The 24154-nt window shown below is 64.1% G+C and carries 21 protein-coding genes; 15 read left to right on the forward strand and 6 right to left on the reverse strand.

The annotated features are described in order from the left end of the window. Positions 1–24 precede the first annotated feature (24 nt). The 4 genes from ACFVSJ_RS10850 to ACFVSJ_RS10865 all read left to right on the forward strand — a co-directional run bounded on the left by ACFVSJ_RS10850 (position 25) and on the right by ACFVSJ_RS10865 (position 3804). The gene (locus tag ACFVSJ_RS10850; RefSeq protein ID WP_387436776.1) at positions 25–924 is read left to right on the forward strand and encodes an NAD(P)-dependent oxidoreductase; all 900 of its coding nucleotides are present in this window, start codon (positions 25–27) and stop codon (positions 922–924) included. A 113-nt stretch (positions 925–1037) separates the two neighbouring features. Continuing rightward, entirely contained in the window at positions 1038–2504 is a 1467-nt protein-coding gene (locus ACFVSJ_RS10855) for a GntP family transporter (RefSeq protein ID WP_387436778.1), read from the forward strand. After that, positions 2504–3379: a class II fructose-bisphosphate aldolase gene (locus ACFVSJ_RS10860; protein WP_387436780.1), complete on the forward strand. Its 876-nt coding sequence runs from the start codon at positions 2504–2506 to the stop codon at positions 3377–3379. The genes ACFVSJ_RS10855 and ACFVSJ_RS10860 overlap by 1 nt, the downstream gene beginning before the upstream one ends. A 38-nt stretch (positions 3380–3417) precedes the next feature. Beyond that, entirely contained in the window at positions 3418–3804 is a 387-nt protein-coding gene (locus ACFVSJ_RS10865; protein WP_387436781.1) for a DUF1304 domain-containing protein, read from the forward strand. A 69-nt stretch (positions 3805–3873) separates the two neighbouring features. Here ACFVSJ_RS10865 and ACFVSJ_RS10870 read toward each other — a convergent pair whose 3' ends face one another. From ACFVSJ_RS10870 to ACFVSJ_RS10880, 3 genes are read right to left on the reverse strand one after another with little or no spacing between them, the layout of a single operon-like run. After that, the gene (locus tag ACFVSJ_RS10870; protein WP_387436783.1) at positions 3874–4293 is read right to left on the reverse strand and encodes a VOC family protein; all 420 of its coding nucleotides are present in this window, start codon (positions 4291–4293) and stop codon (positions 3874–3876) included. Positions 4294–4336: 43 nt separating this feature from the next. Beyond that, entirely contained in the window at positions 4337–4720 is a 384-nt protein-coding gene (locus ACFVSJ_RS10875) for a hypothetical protein (RefSeq protein ID WP_387436785.1), read from the reverse strand. A 21-nt stretch (positions 4721–4741) separates the two neighbouring features. Continuing rightward, the gene (locus ACFVSJ_RS10880; RefSeq protein ID WP_387436787.1) at positions 4742–5356 is read right to left on the reverse strand and encodes an AsnC family transcriptional regulator; all 615 of its coding nucleotides are present in this window, start codon (positions 5354–5356) and stop codon (positions 4742–4744) included. A gap of 136 nt (positions 5357–5492) precedes the next feature. Between ACFVSJ_RS10880 and ACFVSJ_RS10885 the strand changes: the two genes are divergently transcribed. The 4 genes from ACFVSJ_RS10885 (at position 5493) to ACFVSJ_RS10900 (ending at position 9873) form a co-directional block, all read left to right on the forward strand. Next, positions 5493–6911: an MFS transporter gene (locus ACFVSJ_RS10885; protein ID WP_387436789.1), complete on the forward strand. Its 1419-nt coding sequence runs from the start codon at positions 5493–5495 to the stop codon at positions 6909–6911. Next, positions 6908–8113 (forward strand): amidohydrolase, encoded by a 1206-nt coding sequence (locus ACFVSJ_RS10890; RefSeq protein WP_387436791.1) that lies wholly within the window; start codon positions 6908–6910, stop codon positions 8111–8113. The genes ACFVSJ_RS10885 and ACFVSJ_RS10890 overlap by 4 nt, the downstream gene beginning before the upstream one ends. A gap of 72 nt (positions 8114–8185) precedes the next feature. Next, entirely contained in the window at positions 8186–9523 is a 1338-nt protein-coding gene (locus ACFVSJ_RS10895) for an acyltransferase (RefSeq protein WP_387436792.1), read from the forward strand. Beyond that, a complete protein-coding gene (locus tag ACFVSJ_RS10900) occupies positions 9520–9873 on the forward strand; it encodes a GNAT family N-acetyltransferase (protein ID WP_387436794.1) in 354 nt (117 codons plus the stop codon). The genes ACFVSJ_RS10895 and ACFVSJ_RS10900 overlap by 4 nt, the downstream gene beginning before the upstream one ends. Here ACFVSJ_RS10900 and ACFVSJ_RS10905 read toward each other — a convergent pair. Further along, on the reverse strand, positions 9870–10412 hold the full coding sequence (locus ACFVSJ_RS10905) for a hypothetical protein (protein WP_387436796.1): 543 nt from the start codon (positions 10410–10412) through the stop codon (positions 9870–9872). The two genes, ACFVSJ_RS10900 and ACFVSJ_RS10905, sit on opposite strands and share 4 nt — an antisense overlap. 234 nt (positions 10413–10646) lie before the next feature. Here ACFVSJ_RS10905 and ACFVSJ_RS10910 point away from each other — a divergent pair, with 234 nt between their 5' ends. Then, positions 10647–12224 (forward strand): sigma-70 family RNA polymerase sigma factor, encoded by a 1578-nt coding sequence (locus ACFVSJ_RS10910; protein ID WP_387436798.1) that lies wholly within the window; start codon positions 10647–10649, stop codon positions 12222–12224. 131 nt (positions 12225–12355) lie between these two features. Further along, positions 12356–15301, forward strand: coding sequence for a hypothetical protein (locus ACFVSJ_RS10915; RefSeq protein WP_387436800.1), 2946 nt, complete (start codon positions 12356–12358; stop codon positions 15299–15301). Positions 15302–15367: 66 nt separating this feature from the next. On the opposite strand, the gene ACFVSJ_RS10920 is transcribed toward ACFVSJ_RS10915, so the two are convergent. After that, the gene (locus ACFVSJ_RS10920; RefSeq protein ID WP_387436801.1) at positions 15368–15730 is read right to left on the reverse strand and encodes a hypothetical protein; all 363 of its coding nucleotides are present in this window, start codon (positions 15728–15730) and stop codon (positions 15368–15370) included. 269 nt (positions 15731–15999) lie between these two features. Between ACFVSJ_RS10920 and ACFVSJ_RS10925 the strand changes: the two genes are divergently transcribed. From ACFVSJ_RS10925 to ACFVSJ_RS10945, 5 genes are all read left to right on the forward strand, one after another. Next, entirely contained in the window at positions 16000–17562 is a 1563-nt protein-coding gene (locus ACFVSJ_RS10925) for a pyridoxal phosphate-dependent decarboxylase family protein (RefSeq protein WP_387436803.1), read from the forward strand. Beyond that, the gene (locus ACFVSJ_RS10930; protein WP_387436805.1) at positions 17559–18902 is read left to right on the forward strand and encodes a lysine N(6)-hydroxylase/L-ornithine N(5)-oxygenase family protein; all 1344 of its coding nucleotides are present in this window, start codon (positions 17559–17561) and stop codon (positions 18900–18902) included. The genes ACFVSJ_RS10925 and ACFVSJ_RS10930 overlap by 4 nt, the downstream gene beginning before the upstream one ends. After that, entirely contained in the window at positions 18899–19489 is a 591-nt protein-coding gene (locus tag ACFVSJ_RS10935) for a GNAT family N-acetyltransferase (RefSeq protein ID WP_387436807.1), read from the forward strand. The genes ACFVSJ_RS10930 and ACFVSJ_RS10935 overlap by 4 nt, the downstream gene beginning before the upstream one ends. Continuing rightward, positions 19486–21333 carry an IucA/IucC family protein gene (locus ACFVSJ_RS10940; RefSeq protein ID WP_387436809.1) on the forward strand — a complete coding sequence of 616 codons (1848 nt, stop codon included), beginning with the start codon at positions 19486–19488 and terminating at the stop codon, positions 21331–21333. The genes ACFVSJ_RS10935 and ACFVSJ_RS10940 overlap by 4 nt, the downstream gene beginning before the upstream one ends. 96 nt (positions 21334–21429) lie before the next feature. Then, complete coding sequence (locus ACFVSJ_RS10945) at positions 21430–22209, forward strand: SDR family NAD(P)-dependent oxidoreductase (protein WP_387436811.1); 780 nt, start codon at positions 21430–21432, stop codon at positions 22207–22209. On the opposite strand, the gene ACFVSJ_RS10950 is transcribed toward ACFVSJ_RS10945, so the two are convergent. After that, complete coding sequence (locus tag ACFVSJ_RS10950; RefSeq protein ID WP_387437069.1) at positions 22199–23707, reverse strand: MFS transporter; 1509 nt, start codon at positions 23705–23707, stop codon at positions 22199–22201. The two genes, ACFVSJ_RS10945 and ACFVSJ_RS10950, sit on opposite strands and share 11 nt — an antisense overlap. Positions 23708–24154: the final 447 nt, after the last annotated feature.

Genomic DNA, 24154 nt, shown 5'->3' on the forward strand with positions numbered 1-24154 from the left:
AGCAAAAATTCAATGGAGAACACCATGACCAGCAACTACACCATCACCGTCCTGGGCCTCGGCGCCATGGGCCTGCCGATGGCAACCCGTCTCGCCTCGGAGCTGACCGTTCACGGCTTCGACATCGCCGAAGCCCGCCTGGAGCTCGCTGCTGAGGCCGGCATCAAGACCTTTGCATCTGCCCGCGAAGCCTCCCAGGATGCCGACGCGCTGCTCCTCGCAGTCCGCAACGGCGAGCAGCTGAACGATGTCCTCTTCGGCGAGAACGGCGTTGCGTCGGTCCTGAAGCCGGGCGCCGTCGTGATCCTCGGCAGCACTGTTGGCACCGAAGCGATCCCGGCCACGGTGGCCAAGCTGGCTGAATACGGTGTTGCACTGGTGGACGCTCCGCTTTCCGGCGGGCCCAAGCGCGCTGGCGAAGGCGATCTCCTGATCGTCGTCGGCGCCGAGCCGGAAGCCCTCGAAAAGGCACGTCCCGCGCTGGAGCTGCTGGCTTCCACCCTGAGCATCGTGGGCGACAAGCCCGGCGATGGCCAGGCCCTCAAGACCGTCAACCAGCTCCTGTGTGGCGTGCACATCGCCGCCGCCGCCGAGGCCATGGCCCTCGCCGACGCCCTCGGACTGGACCAGGCGAAGACCCTCGCTGCCCTCGAAGCCGGAGCAGCAGGCTCCTTCATGCTTTCCAACCGCGGCCCCCGCATCCTCGAGGCCTACACCGAGGACGGCGCCGAGGTACTGAGCCGCTTGGACATCTTCGTCAAGGACATGGGCATCGTTGGCAAGGCCACCCGTGCCGCCGGCCTTGCTGCCCCCGTAGCTGCCGCCGCTGAGCAGCTCTACCTCCTCGGCCAGGCCCAGGGCCTCGCCGCCGCCGACGACTCCGCCGTCATCAAGGTTGTCGCGCCCGCCAAGCGCACCGCTTAGGCACCTGCCCAAGTACCCCAGATAGAACCGCGACGACGGCGGTCCCCCCTTCGACGTCGTCGCCCCTTTTTGCCGGTCTTCTAGACTGGTATGTCAAAGGAGACACTCCCCAAATGAATCCCCTCATCAACTCGCTGATGGTTCGCGCCGCTGACGCGCCCGCCATCAAGCCCGCAGTGGAGCTGGGTACTCCGCTGCTGCTGACCATCGCTGCCGCAGGTATCGCCTTGCTGCTGGTGCTGATCATCCGCTTCAAGATCCAGGCCTTCGTGGCCCTGCTGGCCGTCAGCATCCTGGTGGGCGTTGCCGCGCAGATTCCGCTCAAGGACATCTTCACGGTGGTCACCAACGGCGTTGGCAGCACCATGGGCAAGGTGGCGTTGCTCATTGCCCTGGGCGCCATCCTCGGCCGCATGATCGAGGTCTCCGGCGGCGTCCAGTCGCTGGCCACTCACTTCACGGAGAAGCTCGGCGCCAAGCGGGTTGCCGTTGCCCTCACGGCCGTTGGTTTCCTTGTCGCGATCCCGGTGTTCTTCGAAGTGGGCGTCATCGTCCTCGTGCCGATCGTCTACGCCTTCGCGAAGATCGCCAACGTTCACCCCATCAAATTCGGGCTCCCCATGGCCGGCATCATGCTGTCCATCCACGTGGCCGTCCCGCCGCACCCGGGAATCGTTGCAGGCGCCGGCGTCTTCGGCGCGGACATCGGACTCATCACCCTGATCTCGCTGATCATCTGCGTGCCGCTCGGTTTCCTGTCCTACTGGGTTGCCAGCATCATGAACCGCAAGGACTACGAACTTCTCCCTGGCGTCAAGCAGCAGGTGGACGAATTCGGTTCCGACTCCCTGGTCCACGTTGGCCACGACGGCCCCGGCGCCCGTGCCATCGCCCCTCCGCGTCCCGGACTGATCATGTTCCTGATCGCCGCTCCGATCGTCCAGATCCTTCTCGGCACCGTGGGCACGCTCACCATTGCCAAGGACAACTACTGGTACGGCGTCGCGTCGTTCATTGGCAACCCGTTCTTCGCGCTCCTCGTCGCCGTGGCTTTGTCCTTCTTCCTGCTGGCCGTCCGCCGCCACTGGTCCCTGAAGGAAACCGGCGAGATCTTCGAAGGCGCCCTGCCTCCCATCGCGTCCATCCTCATGGTGGTTGCGGCAGGCGGTGTCTTCGGCGAGGTCCTCCGCACCTCCGGCATCGGTGCCGCCCTGTCCCACACGCTGGACAGCCTGGGCCTGCCGGTAATCGTGCTCGGCTTCATCATCTCGCTGGCACTGCGCGCAGCACAGGGTTCGGCCACTGTCGCCATCGTGACCACCACCGGCTTGCTCACCTCCGCGGTCATGGAAGGCGGCTACTCGCCGGCCCAGATCGCGGTGATCGTGATCGCCATCGGCTTCGGCGCCCTCGGCCTGTCCCACGTGACTGACGCCGGCTTCTGGACTGTGATCCGCTACTACGGCCTCACCGTCTCCGATGGCCTCAAGACCTGGACCGTCCTGACCACCATCCTGGGCCTGGCCGGCTTCGTCCTCACGTACGTTGCGTGGATCCTGGTAGGGGGCCTGGCCCACTGATGCGTGCCTCCTTGGACAAGCTAGTGGGCTCCGCCCTGGCATCCGGCTCCGCTGTTCCTGCCTTCACCTGCTACGACTTCACCACTGCCCTTGCTGTTGTTGCGGCAGCTGAGGAAGCACGACGTGGCGTGATCCTGCTGGTCGCGCCGAAGACGGCCTCTACGGCCAACGGGCTCCGGCTTATCACGGCCCTCCGCGGCCTGGCCGACGACGCCACTGTCCCGGTCTCTGTCCAGCTGGACCACGCCTCGGATCTGCGCGTGATCCGTGATTCCGTCGCTGCTGGTGCGGATGCCGTCCTGGCTGACGGATCGTCGCTGCCGTACGAGGACAACATCGCCCTTGTCCGCGAGGTCCGTGCAGAGCTTGACGCTGCCGGCCACGCCGACGTCGTCATCGAAGCGGAACTCGGCGGCCTCGCCGGTGACGAGGACAAGGCCTTCGCCGCCTCGGGTGACGCGCACGACGCCGGGACCTCGGTTTCGGGCCTGACTGACCCGGCGCAGGTGGCTGACTTCGTTGCGCGCACCGGCGCGCAGTTGCTCGCCGTCGCCGTGGGCAATGTGCACGGAAAGTACAAGGGCGAGCCGAACATCCGCTGGGATGTGCTGCAGGATGTGGCCTCCCGTACGTACGTCCCGCTGGTGCTGCACGGCGCCTCGGGAATCCCTGCCGAGGAATTGGCGAAGGCTCCGTCCCTGCACGTGGGGAAGGTGAACTTCAACACCGAGTTGCGCACGGGCATCCTGTCCACGCTTGAGTCCGAGACGGCAGCGCACCGTGCCGACGGCGAGAACCTCCAGGGCCTGCTGGGCCGCTGGAATCACGCAGCCGGGGCCTTTGCCGGCGCCACGCTGGAGCTGCTCAGCGCCTGACCTTCGGCCGTAAATCACTGGGAGGCTAGGATCAACTCATGATCCTGGCCTCCCTGATTTTTGCCCTGATTGCGGCTTTGCTGCACGTTTACATCTTCACTATGGAGTCCATTACCTGGACCAAGCCTGCCACGTGGAAGCGCTTCAGCCTCACGTCGCAGGCCGACGCGGAGACCACCAAACCGCTCGCCTACAACCAGGGCTTCTACAACCTGTTCCTGGCCATCGGCGCTTTCGTGGGCATCATCGCCGTGTGGGCGGGCTCACCCCAGGTGGGTTGGACCCTCGTGTTCAGCTCGTGTGGATCCATGCTGCTGGCCGCGCTGGTCCTCGCGGCCAGCGGACGGAAGTACCTCCGCGCTGCGACCCTGCAGGGCATCACGCCGCTGATCGCCGTCGTGCTGGGAATTCTCGCCCTCCTTTAAAGCAACGCGGGGTCACTTACGGCCCATGTTGACGCCCAGCATCGGCCGTAAGTGACCCCGCGTTGTCCTTTAGTGCTCCGGCGGGCCGGCCTGTGCGGCAGCCTCGTCCATCCAGAGGACTTCCCAGTGGTGGCCGTCGAGATCGCGGAATGCCCGGCTGTACATGAATCCGAGGTCCTGGGCATCGTAGGTTTCGGAGCCGCCGGCTTCGAGGGCTTTGTTGGCCAACTCGTCCACGGCCTCACGGCTGTCGGCCGAGAGGGCAACGATGGCCGCGGTGGAGTTCTGCGTATCGGCGATGGGTTGCTTGGTGAACTCGCTGAACTTGGCGTGCGTCAGGAGCATGGTGTAGATCGTGTCGCTGAAGACCACGCAGGCGGCGGTCTCATCGGTGAAGTTCGGGTTGATGGTGTACCCAAGGGCCGTGTAGAACGCCTTGGACGCCTCAAGGTCGCGGACAGGGAGATTCACGAAGATAGAGGTTGTCATGCGTCTGATCCTGCCGGTGATTCGTCGAGCCGTCCAGAGCGGCTCACCGGGCTTCTTTCCACAGAGGCAGCGGCACTACCCGCACGCTTCGTCCGGACTCGTCGAGCACATGGCCCAGGCGCTTGTAAGTCCGGACCACCGCTTGGCGTGAGAGGACCGAGCTGCCGGGCGCCCGTTGGGCCAGTTCCCGCTCGTAAGCCTGGATTTCCAGGTAGTCGCGGACCCACAGGGTGACCAGCAGGTTCTGGGCGCCAAGGACCTGTGCGCACAGCCGACAGTTGCCGAGGGCTGCGAAGTACCGGCCGACGTCGTCAACGTACTGTGCCGGGACATTCAGCACCAACGTCACTTCGCGGAGGCCCTGCTGCGCGGCCGTGGACGTATCGCAGCGCAACGAGATGTAGCCCGTCCCAAGGAACCGCTCCACACGTCGGCGCGCGGTCTGTGGTTAGACGCCACACGCGGCTCCGAGGTCTGCCCAGCTGGCCCGGCCGTCCCTTGCCAGTTCTTCCAGCAGTGCTGCATCGAGCGTGTCCGGGGAGTAGGCGGGAGGCTGGGCAGGCGGCTCGCTGGAGACGAGCCTTGCCCGCCCGGGCTCCAAGGTTCCGCTGCGCCATTCCGAAGCCTGACGGTACAGCTTGGTCACGAAGACCACCTCCCGGTGGGTAATTCCCGGGAGGCGGGGGAAAGAGCCGGTGACGATGTCCATGAGCTCCTCGTGGCTGGAGGCGAAGCAGTCCATGAACAGGTCGTGGGAGCCGGTGACCAAGGAGATGGTGGCAAACGCCGGCTCCTCGCACAGCCTCTCCAGCAGGGCGTCCGTTTCTCCTGGGACCGAGGAGAGATGGATGAAGACGGACCATCCGGCATTGAGGTACCGCGGCCCGGGCGACGGGGTGATCCAGGCCTGTCCCTGTTCCGCGAGTGCAGTCCACCGGCGTGCCACTGTTGGCGCGGACATGCCCAGCGCATCGGCAATCCGGCTCCATTCGGCCCGCGGATTGATCTGAAGGGCATTCACGATTTCAAGGTCCAGTTCGGAAACTGTGGCTGATTCATTCATTGAGCACCGGCTGATGTGGGATTCAAACAATATCGGAGCCAGTGTAGTCGAGCACCCTAACGTTGTGACTCGCATCACCGATATCCATCGGCTGCGGCGGAGTCCGGCCACGCAGCCCCGGGAACCAAGGAATCACATGGCAAGCAACACAGTTCCTCCGATCACGGAGGCCATCACGCGCAAGAGCATCGCAGGGATGATCCTTGCAATGGCCCTGATCGAATCGCTGAGCGGGGTCACCCAGGGTTATCTCAACCCGATCCTCCCAGCCCTGGGCCCGGTCTTTGAGATTGACGACCCCACCATCAACGGCATCTTCCTCATCTCCAATGTGAGCTTCGCGGTGCTGACGCCCATCATTTCCAGGCTGGGCGACAGCTACGGATACAGGCTCGTGTTGCGCTGGTCCACGAGCATCGTGACGGCCGGCGTGGCGCAGATGGCCCTCTGGCCCTCGCTCTGGACGGTGACCATCGGTGTGGTCATGCTGACCTGCGTTGTCGGATTTATCCCGCTCATGATGGGAATCCTCCGGGTGACCAGCCCCGCCCACACCCGCACGGGCGTCAGCGTCATGATCGGTATGCTCATGATCATGGTGGGAGCCGGCGGCCTGCTGGCAGGCGTCGTCGGAGCCACAGATCCCACGCTGGGTTTTTGGGTTGCCGTGCCATTCGCACTGGCGGCTTTGGTCTGTTCCTTCCTCCTGCCCGACGCCGGGACACCCACCCGTGAAGGCATCGCCCTCCTTCCGATGCTCGCCTGCTCGCTGGGTTTGATCGGATTTGTTGTGGCCCTGTCCATGGGGCCTGAGTGGGGTTGGCTCGACGTTCGCACCTTGGCGGCCGGACTCGCCGGGCTTGCCCTGCTCGCGTACTGGGCCAAGCGCGACTTCAGCGCTCCCGTTGGCCGGCGCTTCATGGATCTGCGCATGCTTTCCCTCCCACGCATCCGTTCCATTTCCCTGGCGACGTTCTTCTTCGGATTTGCCTCCATCAGCTACTTCGGCACCAACGGCATCGTCCTGCACTCCAACCCGGAGAAGACGGGCTACGGCTTCGCCCTCAGCCCGCTCATGATCGCCGTGGTCCTGGCTCTGGCCTCTGTCCTTTCGCTGGCTTCGTCGCTGCTGACAGCCAAGGCCATGAAGAAGTTCGGGGAGCGGGCAACGTTGGTTTCGGCAGGGGTCCTGCTCGCCGGCGGCTTCCTGGTGATGATGTTTGCCCACGGCTCCCTGGCGGGCTATTGCCTTGGATTCGCGCTGTTCAACCTGAGCCTGGGCATGTACCAGGCAGGGACGCGTGCCCTGTCCGTTGAGGGTGTCGCGTTGGAGGAAACCTCGACGGCGGCAGGACTGAACGAGCTGGCCCTCTCGGTTGGGATCGCGGTTGGGGCAGCAGTGGTCAAGTTGATCTCTTCCGCGTCGGTGGAGGCCGGGCGGATCACGGAGAACGGCCTCTTCACCATCTGGGGAACCTTGGCGGCCGCTGCGGTGATAGCGCCCGCTGCGAGTGCCCGCTACGCCAAGCGCAAGTCCACGGAGGTGGCAGCATGATCGCCGCCAGCAGCACAAGCCGGCAGGCCGTCGTCGTACGTCCGCCCCAGCCGGACTACAACCGGGAGTTGGACACCGCCCTGGCCCGGTGGCAGGGTGACCTCTTGGACCTGAGCCACGCCATCCATGCCGATCCTGAACTGGGCGGCCAGGAGTTCCGCGCCGTCAAACGGGTCAGCAGCCTCCTCCGCAAGGCGGGATTCAGCTTTGACGAGCGGCAGCCGTCCCAGCCCACCGCGTTCAGCGCGTCCTGTGGAAGCGGTGACCTGGTGGTGGCCTTGTGCGTCGAATACGATGCGTTACCGGGCATCGGCCACGCCTGCGGGCACAACGTGAATGCCGCCAGCACCGTGGGCGCCGCCCTTGCCTTGGCGGCCGTTGCTGACCGGGCAGGCCTCACCGTAAAAGTCCTCGGGACCCCCGCCGAAGAAACCACTGGCGGCAAGGTTGACCTGCTCGAAGAGGGCTTCTTCGACGGCGTCTCGCTGGCCATGATGGCGCACGCCGCCGCAGAGGACGTGATCGGCTCGACGTCCCTGGCCATGGCTATGTGGGACGTGGTTTTCGAAGGGCAAGCAGCCCATGCGGCAGCGGCTCCCTGGGAAGGGGTCAATGCGCTCGACGCCTTGCTCGTGGCCCAGACGGCCATCGCCGCAGCACGCCAGCAACTTCCGCCGGCGTCAATCGTTTCGCTCATCGTCAACAATGGCGGCAGCGCCGTGAACGTGATCCCCGAGCGCACCGGCGCGAGCGTTGAGATGAGGGCTCCGAGCATTGAAAACCTCCGGGTGATCCAGGAGAAGGTCAGGCGATGCCTCGAAGCCGGCGCGCTCGCGAGCGGTTGCACCCTCCAAGTCACCCCGCACGGCAACGCGTACGCCGAACTCCGCCAGGACACGTTCCTGTCCGAGGCTTACCGGGAGGCCATAGGGAATCGGGGCAGGAGTGTGTCCTTCAGCTCCGAGCCGATGGCATCTACGGACATGGGCAACGTTTCGCAGGCCGTACCAAGCATCCACCCGATGGTGGGCTATGACGTCCGCGGTGCCGCTCATCACACGGCTGCGTTCGCCGCCTTCGGTGCCTCGGCGGGAGCGGACAGGGCAGTCCTTGACGCCGCCTACGGGCTTGCGGCGGCCGCGTGCTCGGCTGCCGTAAACCCGGACCAGCGGGAGCGATTGGTGCGCGGAAACCGCACCTAGCGCGGGGCCCGGCGCTCTGGTCCCTTCGCCAACCCGGGCGGACAATGGAGGCAGCACGAGGTTGGGAGGGCCATGGAGAGTCCGCGGCATCTGGAAACTCCCGCCGGCCAAGCAACGGCCACGCGGCGGGATCCGGCGATCGACCTTGTCCGCTTCACCTGCCTGCTCCTGGTGGTTGCCGCCCACTGCATGATGGTCAGCCCGGTCCTCCACAGGGACGGAACGGTGACCACCGGGAACACTTTGATGGACCAAGGCTGGTTCACGCCCGTGGTCTGGGTTCTCATGATCGTTCCGCTGTTCTTCGTGATGGGCGGAGCGACGGGCCTGCAATCCTGGCGGCGCCTCCAGGCCCGCGGTGGCAACGGGTTCCAGTTCGCCCAAGTGCGCCTCCTGCGCTTGGTCCGTCCGGCCATGGCGCTTCTGGCCGTCATGTGGGCGGGGCTGTGGGCTGCGCTCTTGCTGGGCGTCCACCCGCAAGTGATCCAGCTGATGGCTACCGGCGCGGCGATGCCCCTGTGGTTCCTGGCCGCCTACCTCACGGCCCAGGTAAGCATCCCACTGATGGCCCGGTTCCACGATCGCGCCCCCCTGCTCACGTTCGGCGTCCTGACGGCGCTGATCATCACGGTGGATTCGCTGCGGGGTGCTCTTCCGGTAGTGGCTTTTGTCAACATGGTGTTTGTCTGGTGCGCGGTGCAGCAGCTGGGTTTCTTCCTGGCCGACGGATACTTCCAGGACCGTAGCCGCGCGTGGTTGCTGGGTGCCATCACCGCCGCCAATCTGCTGTTGGGCGTGGTCACCGGAGTGGCCATCTACCCCGGCAACATGGTGGAGAACATCAACCCGCCCAATCTCTGCATGCTCCTGCTCGGCATCTCGCAAACTGCAACGCTTCAGCTGCTCCGCAACGGAATTGCCTGGCTGGGCTCGGTCCGCTGGATCCAGGCCTTGATCGGAGTTGCAGGGCGTCGTGCAATGACCGTCTACCTCTGGCATTTGCCGCTCCTGGTGGGCATGGCCGGGCTGCTGCTGCTGACTGATTTCCCCAAGCCGTCGCCGGCCACCGCCGAGTGGTGGTGGGGGCGTATCCCGGTGTTCTTCGCCGTGGTTGCCTTGTTGGTGCCGGTCATTGCGGTTTTTGGGCGCCTGGAAAACCGTCCGACGGCGGCCAGCCACGCACGCGGCCCCTCGCGGACCGCTGTGGTGACTGCCGGCGTCGTGGTTTTCCTTCCGGTGATGGACGCCGCCCTGAACGGCCTGACGCTGGCACTGCTGGGTGGGGGAGCGGCGTGCTTCGCGCTCGCCGTCCTGCTGCTTGGGCGGGTTCCGACGCCGGTGCTTCCGCCGGCGGGCGAGGCGGGCTCCACGTTGCCAGCGCAAGGTTTACGTGCCAATCTCGAATCATGACCGACACTGACTCCTTGGCCGACTCGTTCCGCGCTGGTGTGACCACCGTCCGCAACGATAAATTCCACCGCTACGAACTCCACGTCGATGGGGAGCTGGCCGTCATCTCCCAATTCATCGACCGGCCGGGTCACATCGATTTCACCCACACCGAAACCAAGCCCCAGTTCAAGGGGCAGGGGCTGGCCAAGGTGCTGGCCCACTTTGCCCTTGATGATGTGGTGGCTTCCGGCAAGCGCATCATTCCGCATTGCCCCTACATCGCCGCTTACTTGCAGAAGCACGACGGCTATGAGCAGGACGTCGACTGGCCGGCCGAGAAGCCCGTGGGCGAACCGGACAACGACTAGCGGCTTAGCTTCCGGGCGCCGGCCAGCCTACGTGGCCGGCGCCTGGGCTTCACTGACGTGACCGGTGTGGAACTCCAATGTCCCAGGCCTGGGCGGGTTGACCGTACCGGCCACGGAGTCCGCGCGCCTGACAAAGAGACGATTGCGTCGTGTTCGTCCGTGACTTGCCGGCCAAGGCGGGAGGCACGGACCTGCATGGCGCTGACCAGGCTGCCCCCGTGGGAGTGGTCCACCTCTGTGACGCGATAAGAGAAGCTCCGCATGACGCTTTCGCCCGGCGCCAACGACTGAATGGCAAGGTCCTCATGGGCCGGACTGGACGCGTAAGCAAGCGGTTCCATGGCCTCGTTGGTGAACGAGCGTGGAATAAGACGAATGTTACGAAGGTGACTTTTGGAGCCGTTGCTGATCCAGGCCGTGAAGATGACCGTGTCCCCGGGGCGGGCTGTGGACCTGTCCGCACCATAGACGAGCTTCACGTGCCGTGCCCGAACGGTGTGTGCAATCCTGACCGTGCGGGATCCCGGCGGCGGGGCCATTCGGGATCCTGATTGCCCGTTTTTCCGCGCGGAACGGGCGATTTTCGCCGGCGAGGGCAGGCGTGTGGCGAGTCGGTTTCCGGATGCCGATGCTGTGGTGAGGGGCCTCATGTGCTGCTAGTGGAGTCACTGCCCGCATCGTGTTGCAATGCCGAGGGCGTTTTTTGACCCCCTTATAGTCGTAAGTAACCTGCGGTTCAAGTCAACGAGCAATCTGATGTCACACTACTGCCTATGGATCAAGCAATAGTGGTGGGAACACCCGGGGGATCGTCCCTGGCAGCAGGTGAGGACAACGATCCCCAGCTTCTGGATCTGGTGCGTCAAGGCGCAGCTGACGCGTTCCACACCCTCTACAACCGGCACCTCGCGATCGCCCAATACGTCGCCAGGCAGCAGACCGACAACCCCAGCGACGCCGACGACGTTGTTGCGGAATCCTTTGCGTCGATCTTTCAATCGTTGAAGGACGGCAAAGGGCCCAAGGAGTTCTTCCGGTCCTACCTTCTGACCGTCGTGCGACGCACCGCCTACGAGCGGAACAAGAAGGCCCGCCGCACGCCCATGGCTGCCGATGACAGCATCCTCGATTCCGCGGTCCATGACGCGGACACGGTCATGATGGAGTTCGAGTCGAGCACCATGGCCAAGGCCTTCAAGTCGCTGCCCGAGCGGTGGCAGGCGGTCCTGTGGCACATGGACATTGAAGGGTTGAAGCCCGCGGCGGTCGCGCCCTTCGTGGGCCTGAGCCCCAACGGCGTCTCTTCCCTTGCCATCCGGGCCAGGGAAGGCCTCCGCCAGGCCTACCTGCAGCACCACATCAGCCAGGCAGTTGACAAAGCCTGTGATGAATACGCCAGTCAACTGGGCAAATACGCGCGGAATGCGTTGAAGCGTTCCTCGCAGGAAAAGGTCAGTGCACACCTGGCCGGCTGCGCACAGTGCACGGCACTGCTGGTGGAGCTCAGCGATGTCGAAGGACGCATGCGCGGTATCATCTTCCCGCTCCTCGCCGGGATCGCGTTCACACCGGGCGTGGCGGCTGCGATCGCCTCAGGCGGCGCGGGCACGGTTTCCAGCGGTTTGACGGCGCAAGCCACCACCACCGGGGGCAAGGGTTCGAGCCTGCCTTGGAAAGTTGTTGCGGCACTTACTGCCGCAGCGATCGCCTTGGCGGGGCTGGTGGTCTTTCTTCTGCAGCCTGCGTCCCAGACAACCCAGTCAGCGCCACCTGTTGCCGCTGTACCCGAGACGCCAATCTTGGTACCCCCGGTTGTTCCGGCGCCGACATCGCCACCAACCGTGCCGTCTGCCGAAGCACCTCCCACAGGGCCGCCGCCGGCCGCGCCGGCGACGCCCGCCGTCGTGGTTCCCGAGGTGCCGGTGACGCATCGGAAGGCAATTGTTGTCGACTCTGCGGTTGTTACCTCGACTCCCACGGCAACGCCATCCGCAACCCCTCAAACTGTTGGCGCCGTGTTTACTTCCGTTGCCGGTGCAAATGCCGTGGAGAGGGACGTTTCCGTGGAATTTTCGTTGACAGGCGACGGAACTCCGACGTCCGGCGAGGCCGTCTTCACGCTCCCCGACGAGGCGACTTTCATCTCCGGGAAAACCTTTGTGCCCGCCGGCTGGGAATGCACCGCGGCAGGTGCGCGCGAAGTTCGCTGCGCCACCGATTCACTGGACCCGGCCCGACTTGCGTTCAAGCTGGGTGTTTCCCTGCCCCAGTCGTCCACGATCGGAACACTGGACTATCAATTTGGAGGTCATGGGATCGTCACCAAGACGTTCACCAACACCTTCCAGTAAGAGCTGCAAAAACTTTCTGAGAAATTTTCCCTCGATCGCGTCACGATCCGCTGCGTGGCCCCACTAGCGGTTGTGGGGCACTGTCTGTCGGCGCTCCTCACGGAACCAGATCCGGACAAGCAAGAGGGAAAATGAAGCATTCGCATCTGCGAAAGCTGTTGGCGGGGCTCGTCGCCGCAGCGGTCGTGTCTCTAGGGGCGGGTGGTGCCGTGACGCCGCCCGCAGTTGCCACGCAGTCCGTGGCCCCGGGCGTCCCGCAGCCCGGTACGGTGGTCTTCACCGAGGACTTCGAAAACGGCACCAACAACACTGCCCTCGGGGCCCAGTCCTACGCAGCAGCCGGTTCGGCCGCCTATGTGGGAAGTTCAGGCGCCACATACACTGGATCGCCGTCCTGGATCGATGCTGCACGGTGCAACGGTGTGATTCTCAGTTACCGGAACAGCAGCACGCCGCCGTGGGCGGCCTCGGGATCCGTTGCCTCCGGCACCAACAACCGATGTGCGGACATCGCGGGAGTCCGCAGCTATCAGTTCCTGCGGATGTTGGCGAGAGGAATGGGGCAGCAGTTCAACCCCGGCTCACCGGACACCGACCATGTAACAAGTTCCTTCACCGAATGTGTGTCCAACAACGCGTCACAAGGTTCCTGCGACACCCTCCCGTCCGGCCCGGCCGGGGGAGTCATGTTCAAGACAGTTGATCCGCTGCCCACCACGCCGGGCCACTACTACACATTCGGCGTGGACACTGCCTACATGAATTGCTTTGGCGGGAGCTCCGACCCCTCCTACCAATTCGCCAGGATCGACGGCGATGGAACAGTCACCCCCATTGGGACTGCCCTGAACGGCTGCCAGGCCAGCCAGGATCCGAATGTCCACTCGTACCAACAGCGGGTTACCAGCGACGTCGGCGGCAACTTCGGAACGGTCACCAGGACGGTGAACATCAAATCGATGCTCACCAACCAGGCCTTCCAAGCCCCGGGGACATCCATGGGCCTGGAAATGTGGAACAACAACGGTGCCACCAACGGCAACGATGGCGCCTTTGACAACGTTCGTTTGGTGGACGTCACCCCACAGTTGGATACGTCGTTTTCCCCGTCGACGATTGCCGCTGGCGGAACTGCGACTCTGAGCTTCACCGTGACGAATACGAGCGAACTCAACGCCAAGAATGACTGGTCTTTCACCGATTCCCTTCCGACGGGCCTCAAAGTGGCCGCGGCTCCGAACATTGGCGGTACCTGCGTCCAGTCGGCAGGCAAGCCGGTGACCACAACGGCCAAATCCGGTACCGGCGCCATCACGGTCACCGGAGGCGACCTCGCGTCAGGCCAGCAGTCCTGCATCATCACGGTGGATGTCACGGCGGACACTGCCGGCAGCTACGGCAATGGTCCTGGCAACGTCGCCACGAATCTGAACCCGCCGGAGAACGCCACCCTGCTTGTTGCCGGTGCACCCCGGATCTCCGTCAGCAAGGTGCTGGGTTCCCCTCGCCTGGCCGATTCGGATCAGTTCACCGTTGAAATCCGCTCAGGTTCTGCCACGGGGCAGGTGGTCAACAGCACGGCAAACTCCACTACCTCTGGTGCGGGGTCGGCAGTAACCCCCGGCTCGGGTACCACGGGCAATTATGCCGCCAAGGCAGGCAGTACCTACTACATCACGGAATCCGGGCCAAACCTCACGGCCTATGGATCCGCCATTACCTGCACGGACGCCAAAGGACTCCAACGAGGGTTGCCCACAGCCGCCGCCTTCGATGGTTCCCTGGCCGTGACTCCAGTTTCCGGCGCGGACATCAACTGCGTGCTGACCAACACTGCCCTGCCTGCACCCGGCATGGAATTTACCAAGACTGCTGATGCCTCGGCTGTCAGGTCACCCTCGCGCCTTGGCGACGTGATCACGTACCAGTTCAAGGCCCGGAACAGCGGCAACGTGAAACTGACAGGTGTTGTGATCGACGATCCCCTCGCAGGCATGTCTGCCCTCAAATACGCCTGGCCGGGCAAACCCGGCGAGTTGTTGCCGGGCCAAACGGCGACGGCAACGGCCAGTTATGCGATCACGCAGGCCGATATCGACGCCGGTCACGTCACCAACGCGGCAACGGCAACGGCCACTGCGCCCAGCGGTGAAGCGCTCCCGCCCATTCCGGGAACGGCGGATACCCGATTGGCCCCGGCTCCGGCCATGGAATTCAGCAACTCGGCGGCGGTGCCTGCCAGGGCCGGGCCGGCGCTTGTCGGCGACCAGATCGCCTACCAGCTCACCGCCAGGAACACCGGCAACGTGAAACTGACCGGCGTAACGATCGACGATCCGATGGCTGGTCTTTCACCGCTGGTCTACAGCTGGCCGCGAACACAAGGCGAGTTGCTGCCGGGTGAGGCGGTCACGGCCCAGGCTGCCTACCACGTCACCCAGGCGGACATCGACGCCGGCCATGTGGTTAATGTGGCGACAGCAACGGGCACTCCTCCCACCGGCGCGACGATCACTCCGCCCGCGGCAATCACCGACACCCCGCTGTCGCCGAACGCCGCTTTGGTGTTTTCTAAGGCCGTGGATGCCTCGGCTGTGGGAGATCCCGCGACGGCGGGGGACATCCTGGCCTACCACTTCACGGTGAAAAACGTCGGCACGGCCGCCTTCACCGGTGTGGCCATCCAAGACCCCATGACCGGATTGTCCGGCCTGAAGTACAACTGGCCGGGCACTGCCGGAGAATTGCAGCCCGGCCAGACGATGACGGCCACGGCAACGTACATCATCACGCAAGCCGACGTCACTGCAGGCAAAGTGGTCAACAGCGCTGCCGCCACGGGAACGTCCCAATCGGGACTCCGGGTCATCACACCCTCGGCAAGTGCTGAGGTGACGTTCCCGCCGGTTGACCCGGTTGACCCGGTTGTTCCGGTTGACCCGGTTGTTCCCGACCGGGCAGGAGAATCGCTGGCTTTCACAGGTGTTGCTGTCGCCTTGGTGCCCATCAGCGCCCTTGCAACGGGCGCGGGACTGCTCCTCTTCCTCAGCGCACGCCGCAAACGTTCGGACGCGTAGGGCAGGAGTGCGGCAACGGCTCAAGCAGCCGGGCCGGAGCCCCACTGGGGAAGCGGCCGATCGGGTTCATGGGGACCGGGTTGGCCGCTTCTTTTGCCATTGGGCAGCGTGCCAGAACAGGAGCGCAGCGGTGAGCAGAATGGCGGCCAAAGCACCGTAGGGAGCCGCCGAGAGGAGGATGAAATTGTATTGCACCATCGGACTGGCAACGGATGGGGCAAGTCCCTCGATAGCCGCACTGAAGGCCCAAATGGTGAACCAGCCCAGGGCCAGATCAAGCAGCCACAGGGCCACAACGAAGGGGTTGACCAGCAGGCGCCTCGGTGACGCATCGATCGGCTCAGGCGCGTTCGGACTCACGGCCCGCACGGAATTGCCCTGTTCGTCGATCTCGCGAAAGCCGATTCGTTCGTGAACGTCGTCAGTCATTGGTCCCCCAACCGTTGAGAATGAGCGTGCTTCCCAGCACTCTACTCCCACCGTGCCAGTGGCCTGAATGAGTCATCGGCCGGCCGAAAAGGCGTGGCATTGTGCACGCAAAACGCCTGCAGGAAAAGTCAATGACGTGCTCCCCGCAGTAGATCGTGAAGAAACCGCCTTCTGAGCGAATTAGGTCACAAAAGTTTGACGGAAAGGCAAACCTAAGTAAGGCTTGCCTTTGCTAACTAGCGACCCCAATGCAACGGAAGGAAGCTGTCGTGACGTCACCCAGTGTCGAAGAGCAGATAGCTCAGGAGCAGGACTTTGGCTCCAAAGTGGAGCTGGCACTCGCTGCCACCAACCAGCTGTTCAACGCACGAAATTCGCCCAGCTATGTGGCGCAGGTCCTCCAAGGAGTCAACGCCGTCTCCACCAAAGTCCAGCGGACCACCCAGCCGTTCACCGGCGTCGCACATGCAGAGCTGGAGGCCAAGGTTGGTGAAGTCGACCTCGAGCGCCCCCTCCCGGATACCGCTGCCGCCCTGGAAGAGCTTGAGGAGCTCTACCTCAAGGACGCCATCTACTTCCACGACTCCCGTTACGCCGCTCACCTGAACTGCCCCGTGGTCATCCCGGCGCTGGTGGGCGAAGCCGTGCTCTCCGCCGTGAACTCCTCCATGGACACGTGGGACCAGAGCGCGGGGGCCACCATGATTGAACGCCGCCTCATCGATTGGACCGCTGAGCGCATCGGCTTCGACGCAGAGGCCGACGGTGTCTTCACCTCCGGCGGCAGCCAGTCCAACTTCCAGGCGCTGCTGATTGCCCGCAACCACGCCGTCGCCAAGCTCCGCACCGACCGTCCCGAAGCCCGGCTGCCGCACCTGCTGGACCGCCTCCGCATCTTCACCTCGGTGGACAGCCACTTCAGCATCCAGAAGTCCGCCTCGATGCTTGGCCTCGGCTTTGACGCCGTCGTTGCCGTTCCCACGGCCGAAGACCACCGCATGGACCCCACCGCACTCGCGGCTGCTTTGGCGGAAGCGCACGACGCCGGCCTGGTACCCATGGCGGTGGTGGCCACCGCCGGGACCACTGATTTCGGGTCAGTTGACCCGCTCGCGGAGCTCGCTGCCTTGGTCCGTGCGTACGACTCCTGGCTGCACGTTGACGCCGCGTACGGTGGAGGACTCCTGGTCTCGGGCGGTTACCGTCACCTGCTCAACGGGATCCACCTGGCCGATTCCGTCACGGTGGACTTCCACAAGACGTTCTTCCAGCCCGTCAGCTCCAGCGCCGTCCTGGTCCGCAACGGTGCCATGCTGCGCCACGTCACCTACTATGCCGATTACCTGAATCCGGAGAGCGCCGCCAAGGCCGAGATCCCCAACCAGGTGGACAAGAGCATCCAGACCACCCGTCGCTTCGATGCCCTGAAGCTCTGGCTCACCCTGCGCATCATGGGCGCCGACGCCATTGGCGCCCTCTTCGACGAAGCGATCGACCTTGCTGGCCGCGTGGGGGCCCTGCTGGCGGAGGATGCCGAGTTCGAGCTCGCCGCCGCTCCGCAGCTGAGCACGCTTGTCTTCCGCTACCGCCCTGTGGTGGACGGCGTCGTCCTCGACGAGGACGCTGCCGACGCACTCAACCCGGCGATCCGCGCCGCCATCTTCGCCTCTGGTGAGGCCGTAGTAGCCGGCACCAAGGTTGCTGGACGCCACTACCTCAAATTCACCCTCCTCAACGCCGAGGCCTCCCTGAGGGACATTCAGGAAATCATCGAACTCATCCGCCGGACGGGCGCCAGCCTGCTCGCAAACACCACGGAGGCCGCCGCGTGAGCACCCCGGACAACAGCAGGATTTATGACGTCGCCGGGATCGGCGTCGGGCCTTTCAACCTGGGCCTGGCCGCGCTGAGCGAGCCCGTGGAGAACCTGGACTGCGTCTTCCTGGAACGCCGCGAGTCCTTCGACTGGCACCCGGGCATGATGCTGGAGCCGGCGCACCTGCAGGTCCCGTTCATGGCGGACCTGGTGACCCTGGCAGACCCGACGTCGCCGTACTCGTTCCTCAACTTCCTGAAGCAGACCGGCCGCCTGTACCGCTTCTACATCCGGGAGAACTTCTACCCGCTGCGTGCGGAGTTCAACCAGTACTGCCAGTGGGTGGCCGGGCAGCTTGAGTCGGTTCGTTTTAGCACGGATGTGCTGGATGTGGCTTACGACGACGGCGTGTACCGCCTTTCGGTGCAGGGGCCGGGTGGCGCTGAGGTGCTTCGCGCCAGGCGCCTGGTCCTTGGCACGGGAACCTCGCCGTACATCCCCGTTTCCTGTGCAGGGATAGTGGACGGCGGGGGACTTGTCCTCCACAACGCCGAGTACTTGGCCAGGAAGGCCGAACTGCAGTCCAAGCGCAGCATCACGATCGTGGGTAGTGGCCAGAGCGCGGCCGAGCTGTACTACGAACTCCTGCAGGAAATCGACGTCTACGGCTACCAGCTCAACTGGGTGACCCGCTCCGGCCGTTTCTTCCCCTTGGAGTACACCAAGCTCACGCTGGAAATGACCTCTCCGGAGTACGTGGACTACTTCCACTCGCTGCCGTTGGACCAGCGCGATTCGTTGATCAAGAACCAGAAGAACCTCTACAAGGGCATCAACTCGGACCTGATCGACGACATCTACGATCTCCTCTACACCAAGAGCCTCTCCGGGATCGTCGATACCCAGCTGCACACCCACTCGTCCCTGACGGCTGCTGAATGGGATCCTGTTACCGGGACCCACACCCTGCAGTTGCGCCACGAGGAGCACGGCCGCGACTACACACTGGAGTCTGAAGCAGTGGTGCTCGCCACTGGCTACTCCTACAAGGAGCCAGCCTTCCTCTCCGGCATCAAGGACCGCATCCGCCGGGACGCCAAGGGCCGGTTCGACGTCGAACGCAACTACGGTACCGGCGTCGAACCCGGCGAGATCTTCGTGCAGAACGCCGAACTTCACACGCACGGCTTCGTCACCCCGGACCTCGGGATGGCCGCGTACCGCAACTCCTGCATCCTGCGCGAGATTACGGGCCGCGAGGTCTACCCGATCGAGCGCAGCATCGCGTTCCAGCAGTTCGGCGCCCCCGCAGCCGTGCCCGCCCCTGTCCCGGCAACCGCTGGAGCCACGGTATGAGCTTCACATTCCGGCCGGTCAATCCTGTGGCCGACGCACCTGTCCTCCACAGCTGGGTGAGCCAGGAGTACGCGCGGTTCTGGGGCATGGTCGGATGTGCCGAACAGGATGTTGTGGAGGAATACTCCAAGATCGCCGAGTCGGGCCACCACCAGGCCTTCCTTGGACTCGACCACGGTGTTCCCGCCTTCCTGATGGAGCGGTACCGTCCCGACTCCTCGCCGTTGGCTGACGTTTACGAGGTCCAGCCAGGTGACATTGGCATGCACCTCCTGGTGTCGCCGCCGAGCGGTGACCCGCAGCCCGGTTACACCACCGCCGTCATGCAGGCCGTGATGGCGTCACTGTTCGAGGACCCTGCAATCCGGCGGGTCGTCGTCGAGCCTGACGCGCGTAACCATAAGATCCATGCGCTCAATGAAAAGGTGGGCTTCCGCCCGCACGGCGTGGTGACCCTTCCCGCCGTCGATCCTTCCGAGGACCACAAGCAGGGGCTGCTGAGCTTCTGTACCCGCGAGGACTTCCACGCCACCCTGACCCCGATTCTGGCCGCGCCCGTCGCGGTGACCGGAGGAGAATCCCTGTGACCACCACAGCCACCGGCAGCGCGACCACCACCGAGGCCGCCGCGACTGTCTCCCACCTCAACCCGGAGCGTTGGGCAGTAGCCAACCGGCACCTCGTCCGGAAGGCCATCGCCGAGTTCTCCCACGAGCGGATTCTGGTCCCGGACCTGATCCGGGAGGAGGAAGCCGGCGTCGGGCTGTACCGCGTGGTGAGCGACGACGACACTGTGGAGTACCGCTTCCGGGCCCGGTTGCTGCAACTCGAGCACTGGTCCATTTCAGCGGATTCGATTGCACGCCTGCGGGACGGGGTGGAGCTGCCACTCGATGCCATGGACTTCATTGCCGAGTTCCACGAGGCCCTCGGCATCAAGATGGACATGTTGCCCGTGTATCTCGAAGAAATCAGCAGCACGTTGGCAGGCCATGCCTACAAGCAGGGCAAGCCGTTCGGTTCGGCCGAGCTTGCCGCGGGCGTCACCGGTGGATTCGACGTTGCCGCGGACTTCCAGGCGATCGAGCACAGCATGACCGAAGGGCACCCGTGCTTCGTGGCCAACAACGGACGCTTGGGCTTCGGGATCGCCGATTATCACTCGTTTGCGCCTGAAACGGGTGCGGCTGTGAGGCTGCAGTGGATCGCCGTGCACCGGTCCAAGGCCGTGTTCACGTCGAGTGCGGATCTGGACTACCGCACGCACTTTGAGGCGGAACTCGGCCCGGCCACTTTGGCCTGGTTCAACGCCGAGCTCTCCGCGTCCGGACTGGATCCCGAGGACTACCTCCTCATGCCGGTCCATCCGTGGCAGTGGGACAACAAGCTCACCGTGACGTTCGCGGCAGAAATCGCCCAGCGGCACATCGTGCACCTGGGAACGGGCGAAGACGATTACCAGGCCCAGCAGTCCATCCGCACGTTCTTCAACACTACCTCGCCGGAGAAGGCCTACGTCAAAACGGCCATGTCCGTGATCAACATGGGCTTTATGCGTGGGCTCTCGCCGCAATACATGAAGGCAACGCCGGCTATTAATGACTGGCTGCAGGAACTGATCGGCAATGACCAGGAGCTCCAGAACCGGGGCCTGGCCATGATCAAGGAAAGTGCGGCAATCGGCTACCACAACCACTACTACGAGGCAGCGTCCGCCAAGGGTTCCCCGTACCGGAAGATGCTGTCCGCCTTGTGGAGGGAAAGTCCGCTTCCCTTGCTGGGGGATGGCCAGCAGTTGGCCACCATGGCGTCACTGCTGCACGTGGATGCTTCGGGCGTCTCCATGGTCTCCTCGCTGATTTCAAGGTCCGGCCTGGCACCGACCGAATGGCTGCGCCGCTATTTCGAGGCCTACCTCGTGCCGCTGGTGCACTGCCTCTACGAGTACGAGTTGGCGTTCATGCCGCATGGCGAAAACGTCATCCTCATCCTCGAAAACGGCGTACCGGTCCGCGCGATCATGAAGGACCTCGCCGAGGAAATCGTGGTGATGGGCGATCGCTTGGAGCTTCCGGAGGAGGTCTCCCGCATCAAGGCGGAGATCCCCGCCGAGGAAATGGTCCTGGCCATCTTCACGGACGTCTTCGACTGCATCTTCCGCTTCCTCGGAGCCATCCTGGTAGAGGACGGGACTCTCCGCGAGGAGGAGTTCTGGGGAACTGCGGCCTCCGTGCTGCGCGAATACCAGGAACGCCACCCCGAGCTTGCCGATCAGTTCGCCATGCACGATCTCTTCGCGCCGGACTTCGAGTTGTCCTGCCTCAACCGGCTGCAGCTGCGGAACAACCAGCAAATGCTGGACATCTCGGATCCGTCCGGCGGTCTCCAAATGGCCGGCCGCCTGGCCAACCCCCTGGCCAAGTTCGCCTAGGCTCCCCGCCGAGATGGCAGTTAATGGCAATGGTGGTCGCAGACATTGTCATCAATTGCCATCTCGGTGGGAGTTGTTGGCGGCTAGTCTTGGCGCATGACCACTCGAGCCAACGAACTTACTGCCTTGGTTACCGGAGCGACGGCAGGGCTTGGTGCCGAGTTTGCGCGCCAGCTCGCCGAATCGGGCCACCACCTGGTCCTGGTGGCACGCGACGAGGAGCGCCTGAGAGCCAAAGCCGATGAGTTCGAACGCGACTTCAGTATCTCGGCGGAGGTCCTGTCCGCGGACCTGACCACCGACGTCGGGGTTTCGGCGGTGGCGGACCGGCTCCGGGACGCTGCCCGGCCAGTGGACGTCTTGGTCAACAACGCCGGGATCGGGCTCCTCAAATCCTTCGAGAAGAACGATCTGGACGCGGAGCGCAGGCACCTCCGACTCCACGTGGAGACACCCATGGAACTGTGCCACGCGGCCCTGGAGGTGATGCTGGCTCGAGGCAGCGGCCGGATCATCAACGTGGCAAGCGTGGCGGCGTTCGCCAACCGCGGAACGTACTCCGCTGCCAAGGCCTGGCAGGTGACGTTCAGCCGCTGGGCGAACCTTGCCTACGCCACGTCAGGTGTCCAGGTGACGGCTGTTTGCCCGGGTTTTACCCACACCGAATTCCACGAGCGCATGGGCATGGACAAGTCCGTGGCTCCGCGTTTCCTGTGGCTCACCGCCGAACGCGTAGTGCGGGAGGGGCTGGAGGACAACGCACAGGGCAAAGCCATCTCCATCCCCACCCGCCGCTACAAAGTGGTCAGTTTCTTCGCCCGTATTCTTCCAGCGAAGCTCACGTCGGGACCGCCGCGGAGGCCGCTCAAACCCTAGAAGCATCCTGCAAAGGCATGGCGTCCAGGTCGAGCAGCGGATTGGTGTCCTGGCCGGCTTCGAGTTCCCTCGCTTCAGCCTCGGTGTCCACGCTCGGCATCGACCCGGGCAACGGACGGCGTGCGGATTCCGGCAGGAAATAGATGGCGATCGCACCGATGACCGACGTGCCTGCCAGGTAGAACGCCGGCGCCATGTCGCTTCTGGAGAGGTCGATCAGGGCCTGGACAATGAAGGGCGTGGTGCCGCCGAAGATGGCCACGGAAAAGTTGTACGCGATGCCCATGCTGCTGAAGCGGCTGGACGTCGGGAACAATGCCGGAAGGGCCGAAGCCAGATTGGCAACGTAGAACGTTACGGGGAAGGCAACCAAGGCGAGGCCTGCGAGGGTGGACCAGACGGCTCCGATCCCGATCAGCAGGAACGCGGGGATGGCCAGCACGATGGTGCTGCCCGCGCCGATCCAGAGCACGGGCCGCCGACCGATGCGGTCGGAGAGCTTCCCCGTCAGTGGAATGCACAGCGACATCACTACCAGCACCGGAATGCTGAGCAACGTGCCATGGATGGGGTCATAGCCCTTGGACTCGGTCAGGTACGTTGGTATGTAGGAGGTCAGGGCGTAACCCACGGTGTTTGCTGCCGCCGCGAGGACCATGGCCAGAACGATGTGCCGCCAGTGTGCCTTGAGGATTGCCGCCGGCCCGCCGGCTTTTGCCTGGGCATCTGCGGCAGCCTTGGCGGCGTTTGCATTCTGGGCGTCCAGCGTTGCCTGGAATTGTGGCGATTCCTCGATTCTGGTGCGGAAGTAGACTGCGGCAGCGCCCAAGGGGCCCGCAATCAGGAACGGCAGCCGCCATCCCCATTCCTCCATGGCGCCTTGCCCGAGCGTGAGTTGCAGGGCGGAAACCAAGGCGGCCCCCATGGCGAAGCCCAGATAGGAGCCCATGTCCAGGAAGCTGGCAAAGTAGCCGCGCTTCTTGTCGGGGGCGTATTCGCAAACGAACGTGGTGGCTCCTGCGTACTCACCGCCAGTGGAGAATCCCTGGGCAAGTTTCAGGACCACCAACAGCACCGCGGCCCAGATGCCGATCTGTGCGTAGCCGGGCAGGATGCCCACGGCGAAGGTGCTGGCCGACATGAGCAGGAGAGTCGCCGCGAGGACCTTTTGGCGCCCTACCTTGTCACCGAGCCAGCCAAAGACCAGGCCGCCCAGCGGCCGTGCAATGAACGTCGCGGCAAAGGTTCCGAGCAGGAACAGTGTCTGGACGGACCTGTCCGCTTCCGGGAGGAACACTGGTCCCATGGTGGTGATCAGGTAGCCAAAGACGCCGACGTCGTACCACTCCATCGTGTTGCCGACGATTGTGCCGCCAAGGGCCTTCTTCAACATCTTCCGGTCCACGACGTTGACGTCGGTCCACCGGAGGCGCCGCCTGGGCGCCGCTTGCGCCGGATTCTCCCCCGGATTCCGGCTGTTCTTACTGCTTTGATCGATGGTGCTGGCACCTTTGATTGTCGTCAACAGTTCAGTTCCTTTGGTGTTCTGCGACCGCGGGGATGCTGGCCGCGCCGGTTGGCAGCCCGAACGTTGCTTCTGTCCAACTGTCCTCCCGGGCTCACGCGTTCGTCATCAGGACAGCCGGCTTACGTGCGCCGGCGCCTGGTTTCACAGGACAAAGGGGAGGTGTTCCTGCAGTTTCGAAATGATCAACATGGTTCGCCTTACGCAACAGGCAACCCTGACAAGGGTGCTTCAGCTCACATTCAATGTCAAGAAGATGTCGAATGCGTGCGGGCCACCAAAAGAGGCTCCACACCCAGCGCGAATCTTGTTTTAAAACCGGATGTATGGTTTGTTTTAAACTGAGTCGGTCGGGGCATCGAGTGCCTTCAGCGGAGGATTGCCTCCGGTGGGGATCGCATTGGGGGGAGCCCCGACCGG

This window comes from Paenarthrobacter sp. NPDC058040 (genome assembly GCF_042885775.1).
GTDB lineage: Bacteria > Actinomycetota > Actinomycetes > Actinomycetales > Micrococcaceae > Arthrobacter.

Excerpts from the sequence above, each read along its gene's own strand:
- ACFVSJ_RS10900 (WP_387436794.1), top strand. The coding sequence starts at position 9,520 with ATGACCGACACTGACTCCTTGGCCGACTCGTTCCGCGCTGGTGTGACC.
- ACFVSJ_RS10865 (WP_387436781.1), top strand. The coding sequence starts at position 3,418 with ATGATCCTGGCCTCCCTGATTTTTGCCCTGATTGCGGCTTTGCTGCAC.
- ACFVSJ_RS10905 (WP_387436796.1), bottom strand. The coding sequence starts at position 10,412 with ATGGCCCCGCCGCCGGGATCCCGCACGGTCAGGATTGCACACACCGTT.
- ACFVSJ_RS10850 (WP_387436776.1), top strand. The coding sequence starts at position 25 with ATGACCAGCAACTACACCATCACCGTCCTGGGCCTCGGCGCCATGGGC.
- ACFVSJ_RS10920 (WP_387436801.1), bottom strand. The coding sequence starts at position 15,730 with ATGACTGACGACGTTCACGAACGAATCGGCTTTCGCGAGATCGACGAA.
- ACFVSJ_RS10910 (WP_387436798.1), top strand. The coding sequence starts at position 10,647 with ATGGATCAAGCAATAGTGGTGGGAACACCCGGGGGATCGTCCCTGGCA.
- ACFVSJ_RS10915 (WP_387436800.1), top strand. The coding sequence starts at position 12,356 with ATGAAGCATTCGCATCTGCGAAAGCTGTTGGCGGGGCTCGTCGCCGCA.
- ACFVSJ_RS10880 (WP_387436787.1), bottom strand. The coding sequence starts at position 5,356 with ATGAATGAATCAGCCACAGTTTCCGAACTGGACCTTGAAATCGTGAAT.
- ACFVSJ_RS10860 (WP_387436780.1), top strand. The coding sequence starts at position 2,504 with ATGCGTGCCTCCTTGGACAAGCTAGTGGGCTCCGCCCTGGCATCCGGC.
- ACFVSJ_RS10855 (WP_387436778.1), top strand. The coding sequence starts at position 1,038 with ATGAATCCCCTCATCAACTCGCTGATGGTTCGCGCCGCTGACGCGCCC.
- ACFVSJ_RS10870 (WP_387436783.1), bottom strand. The coding sequence starts at position 4,293 with ATGACAACCTCTATCTTCGTGAATCTCCCTGTCCGCGACCTTGAGGCG.
- ACFVSJ_RS10885 (WP_387436789.1), top strand. The coding sequence starts at position 5,493 with ATGGCAAGCAACACAGTTCCTCCGATCACGGAGGCCATCACGCGCAAG.
- ACFVSJ_RS10935 (WP_387436807.1), top strand. The coding sequence starts at position 18,899 with ATGAGCTTCACATTCCGGCCGGTCAATCCTGTGGCCGACGCACCTGTC.
- ACFVSJ_RS10945 (WP_387436811.1), top strand. The coding sequence starts at position 21,430 with ATGACCACTCGAGCCAACGAACTTACTGCCTTGGTTACCGGAGCGACG.
- ACFVSJ_RS10895 (WP_387436792.1), top strand. The coding sequence starts at position 8,186 with ATGGAGAGTCCGCGGCATCTGGAAACTCCCGCCGGCCAAGCAACGGCC.
- ACFVSJ_RS10890 (WP_387436791.1), top strand. The coding sequence starts at position 6,908 with ATGATCGCCGCCAGCAGCACAAGCCGGCAGGCCGTCGTCGTACGTCCG.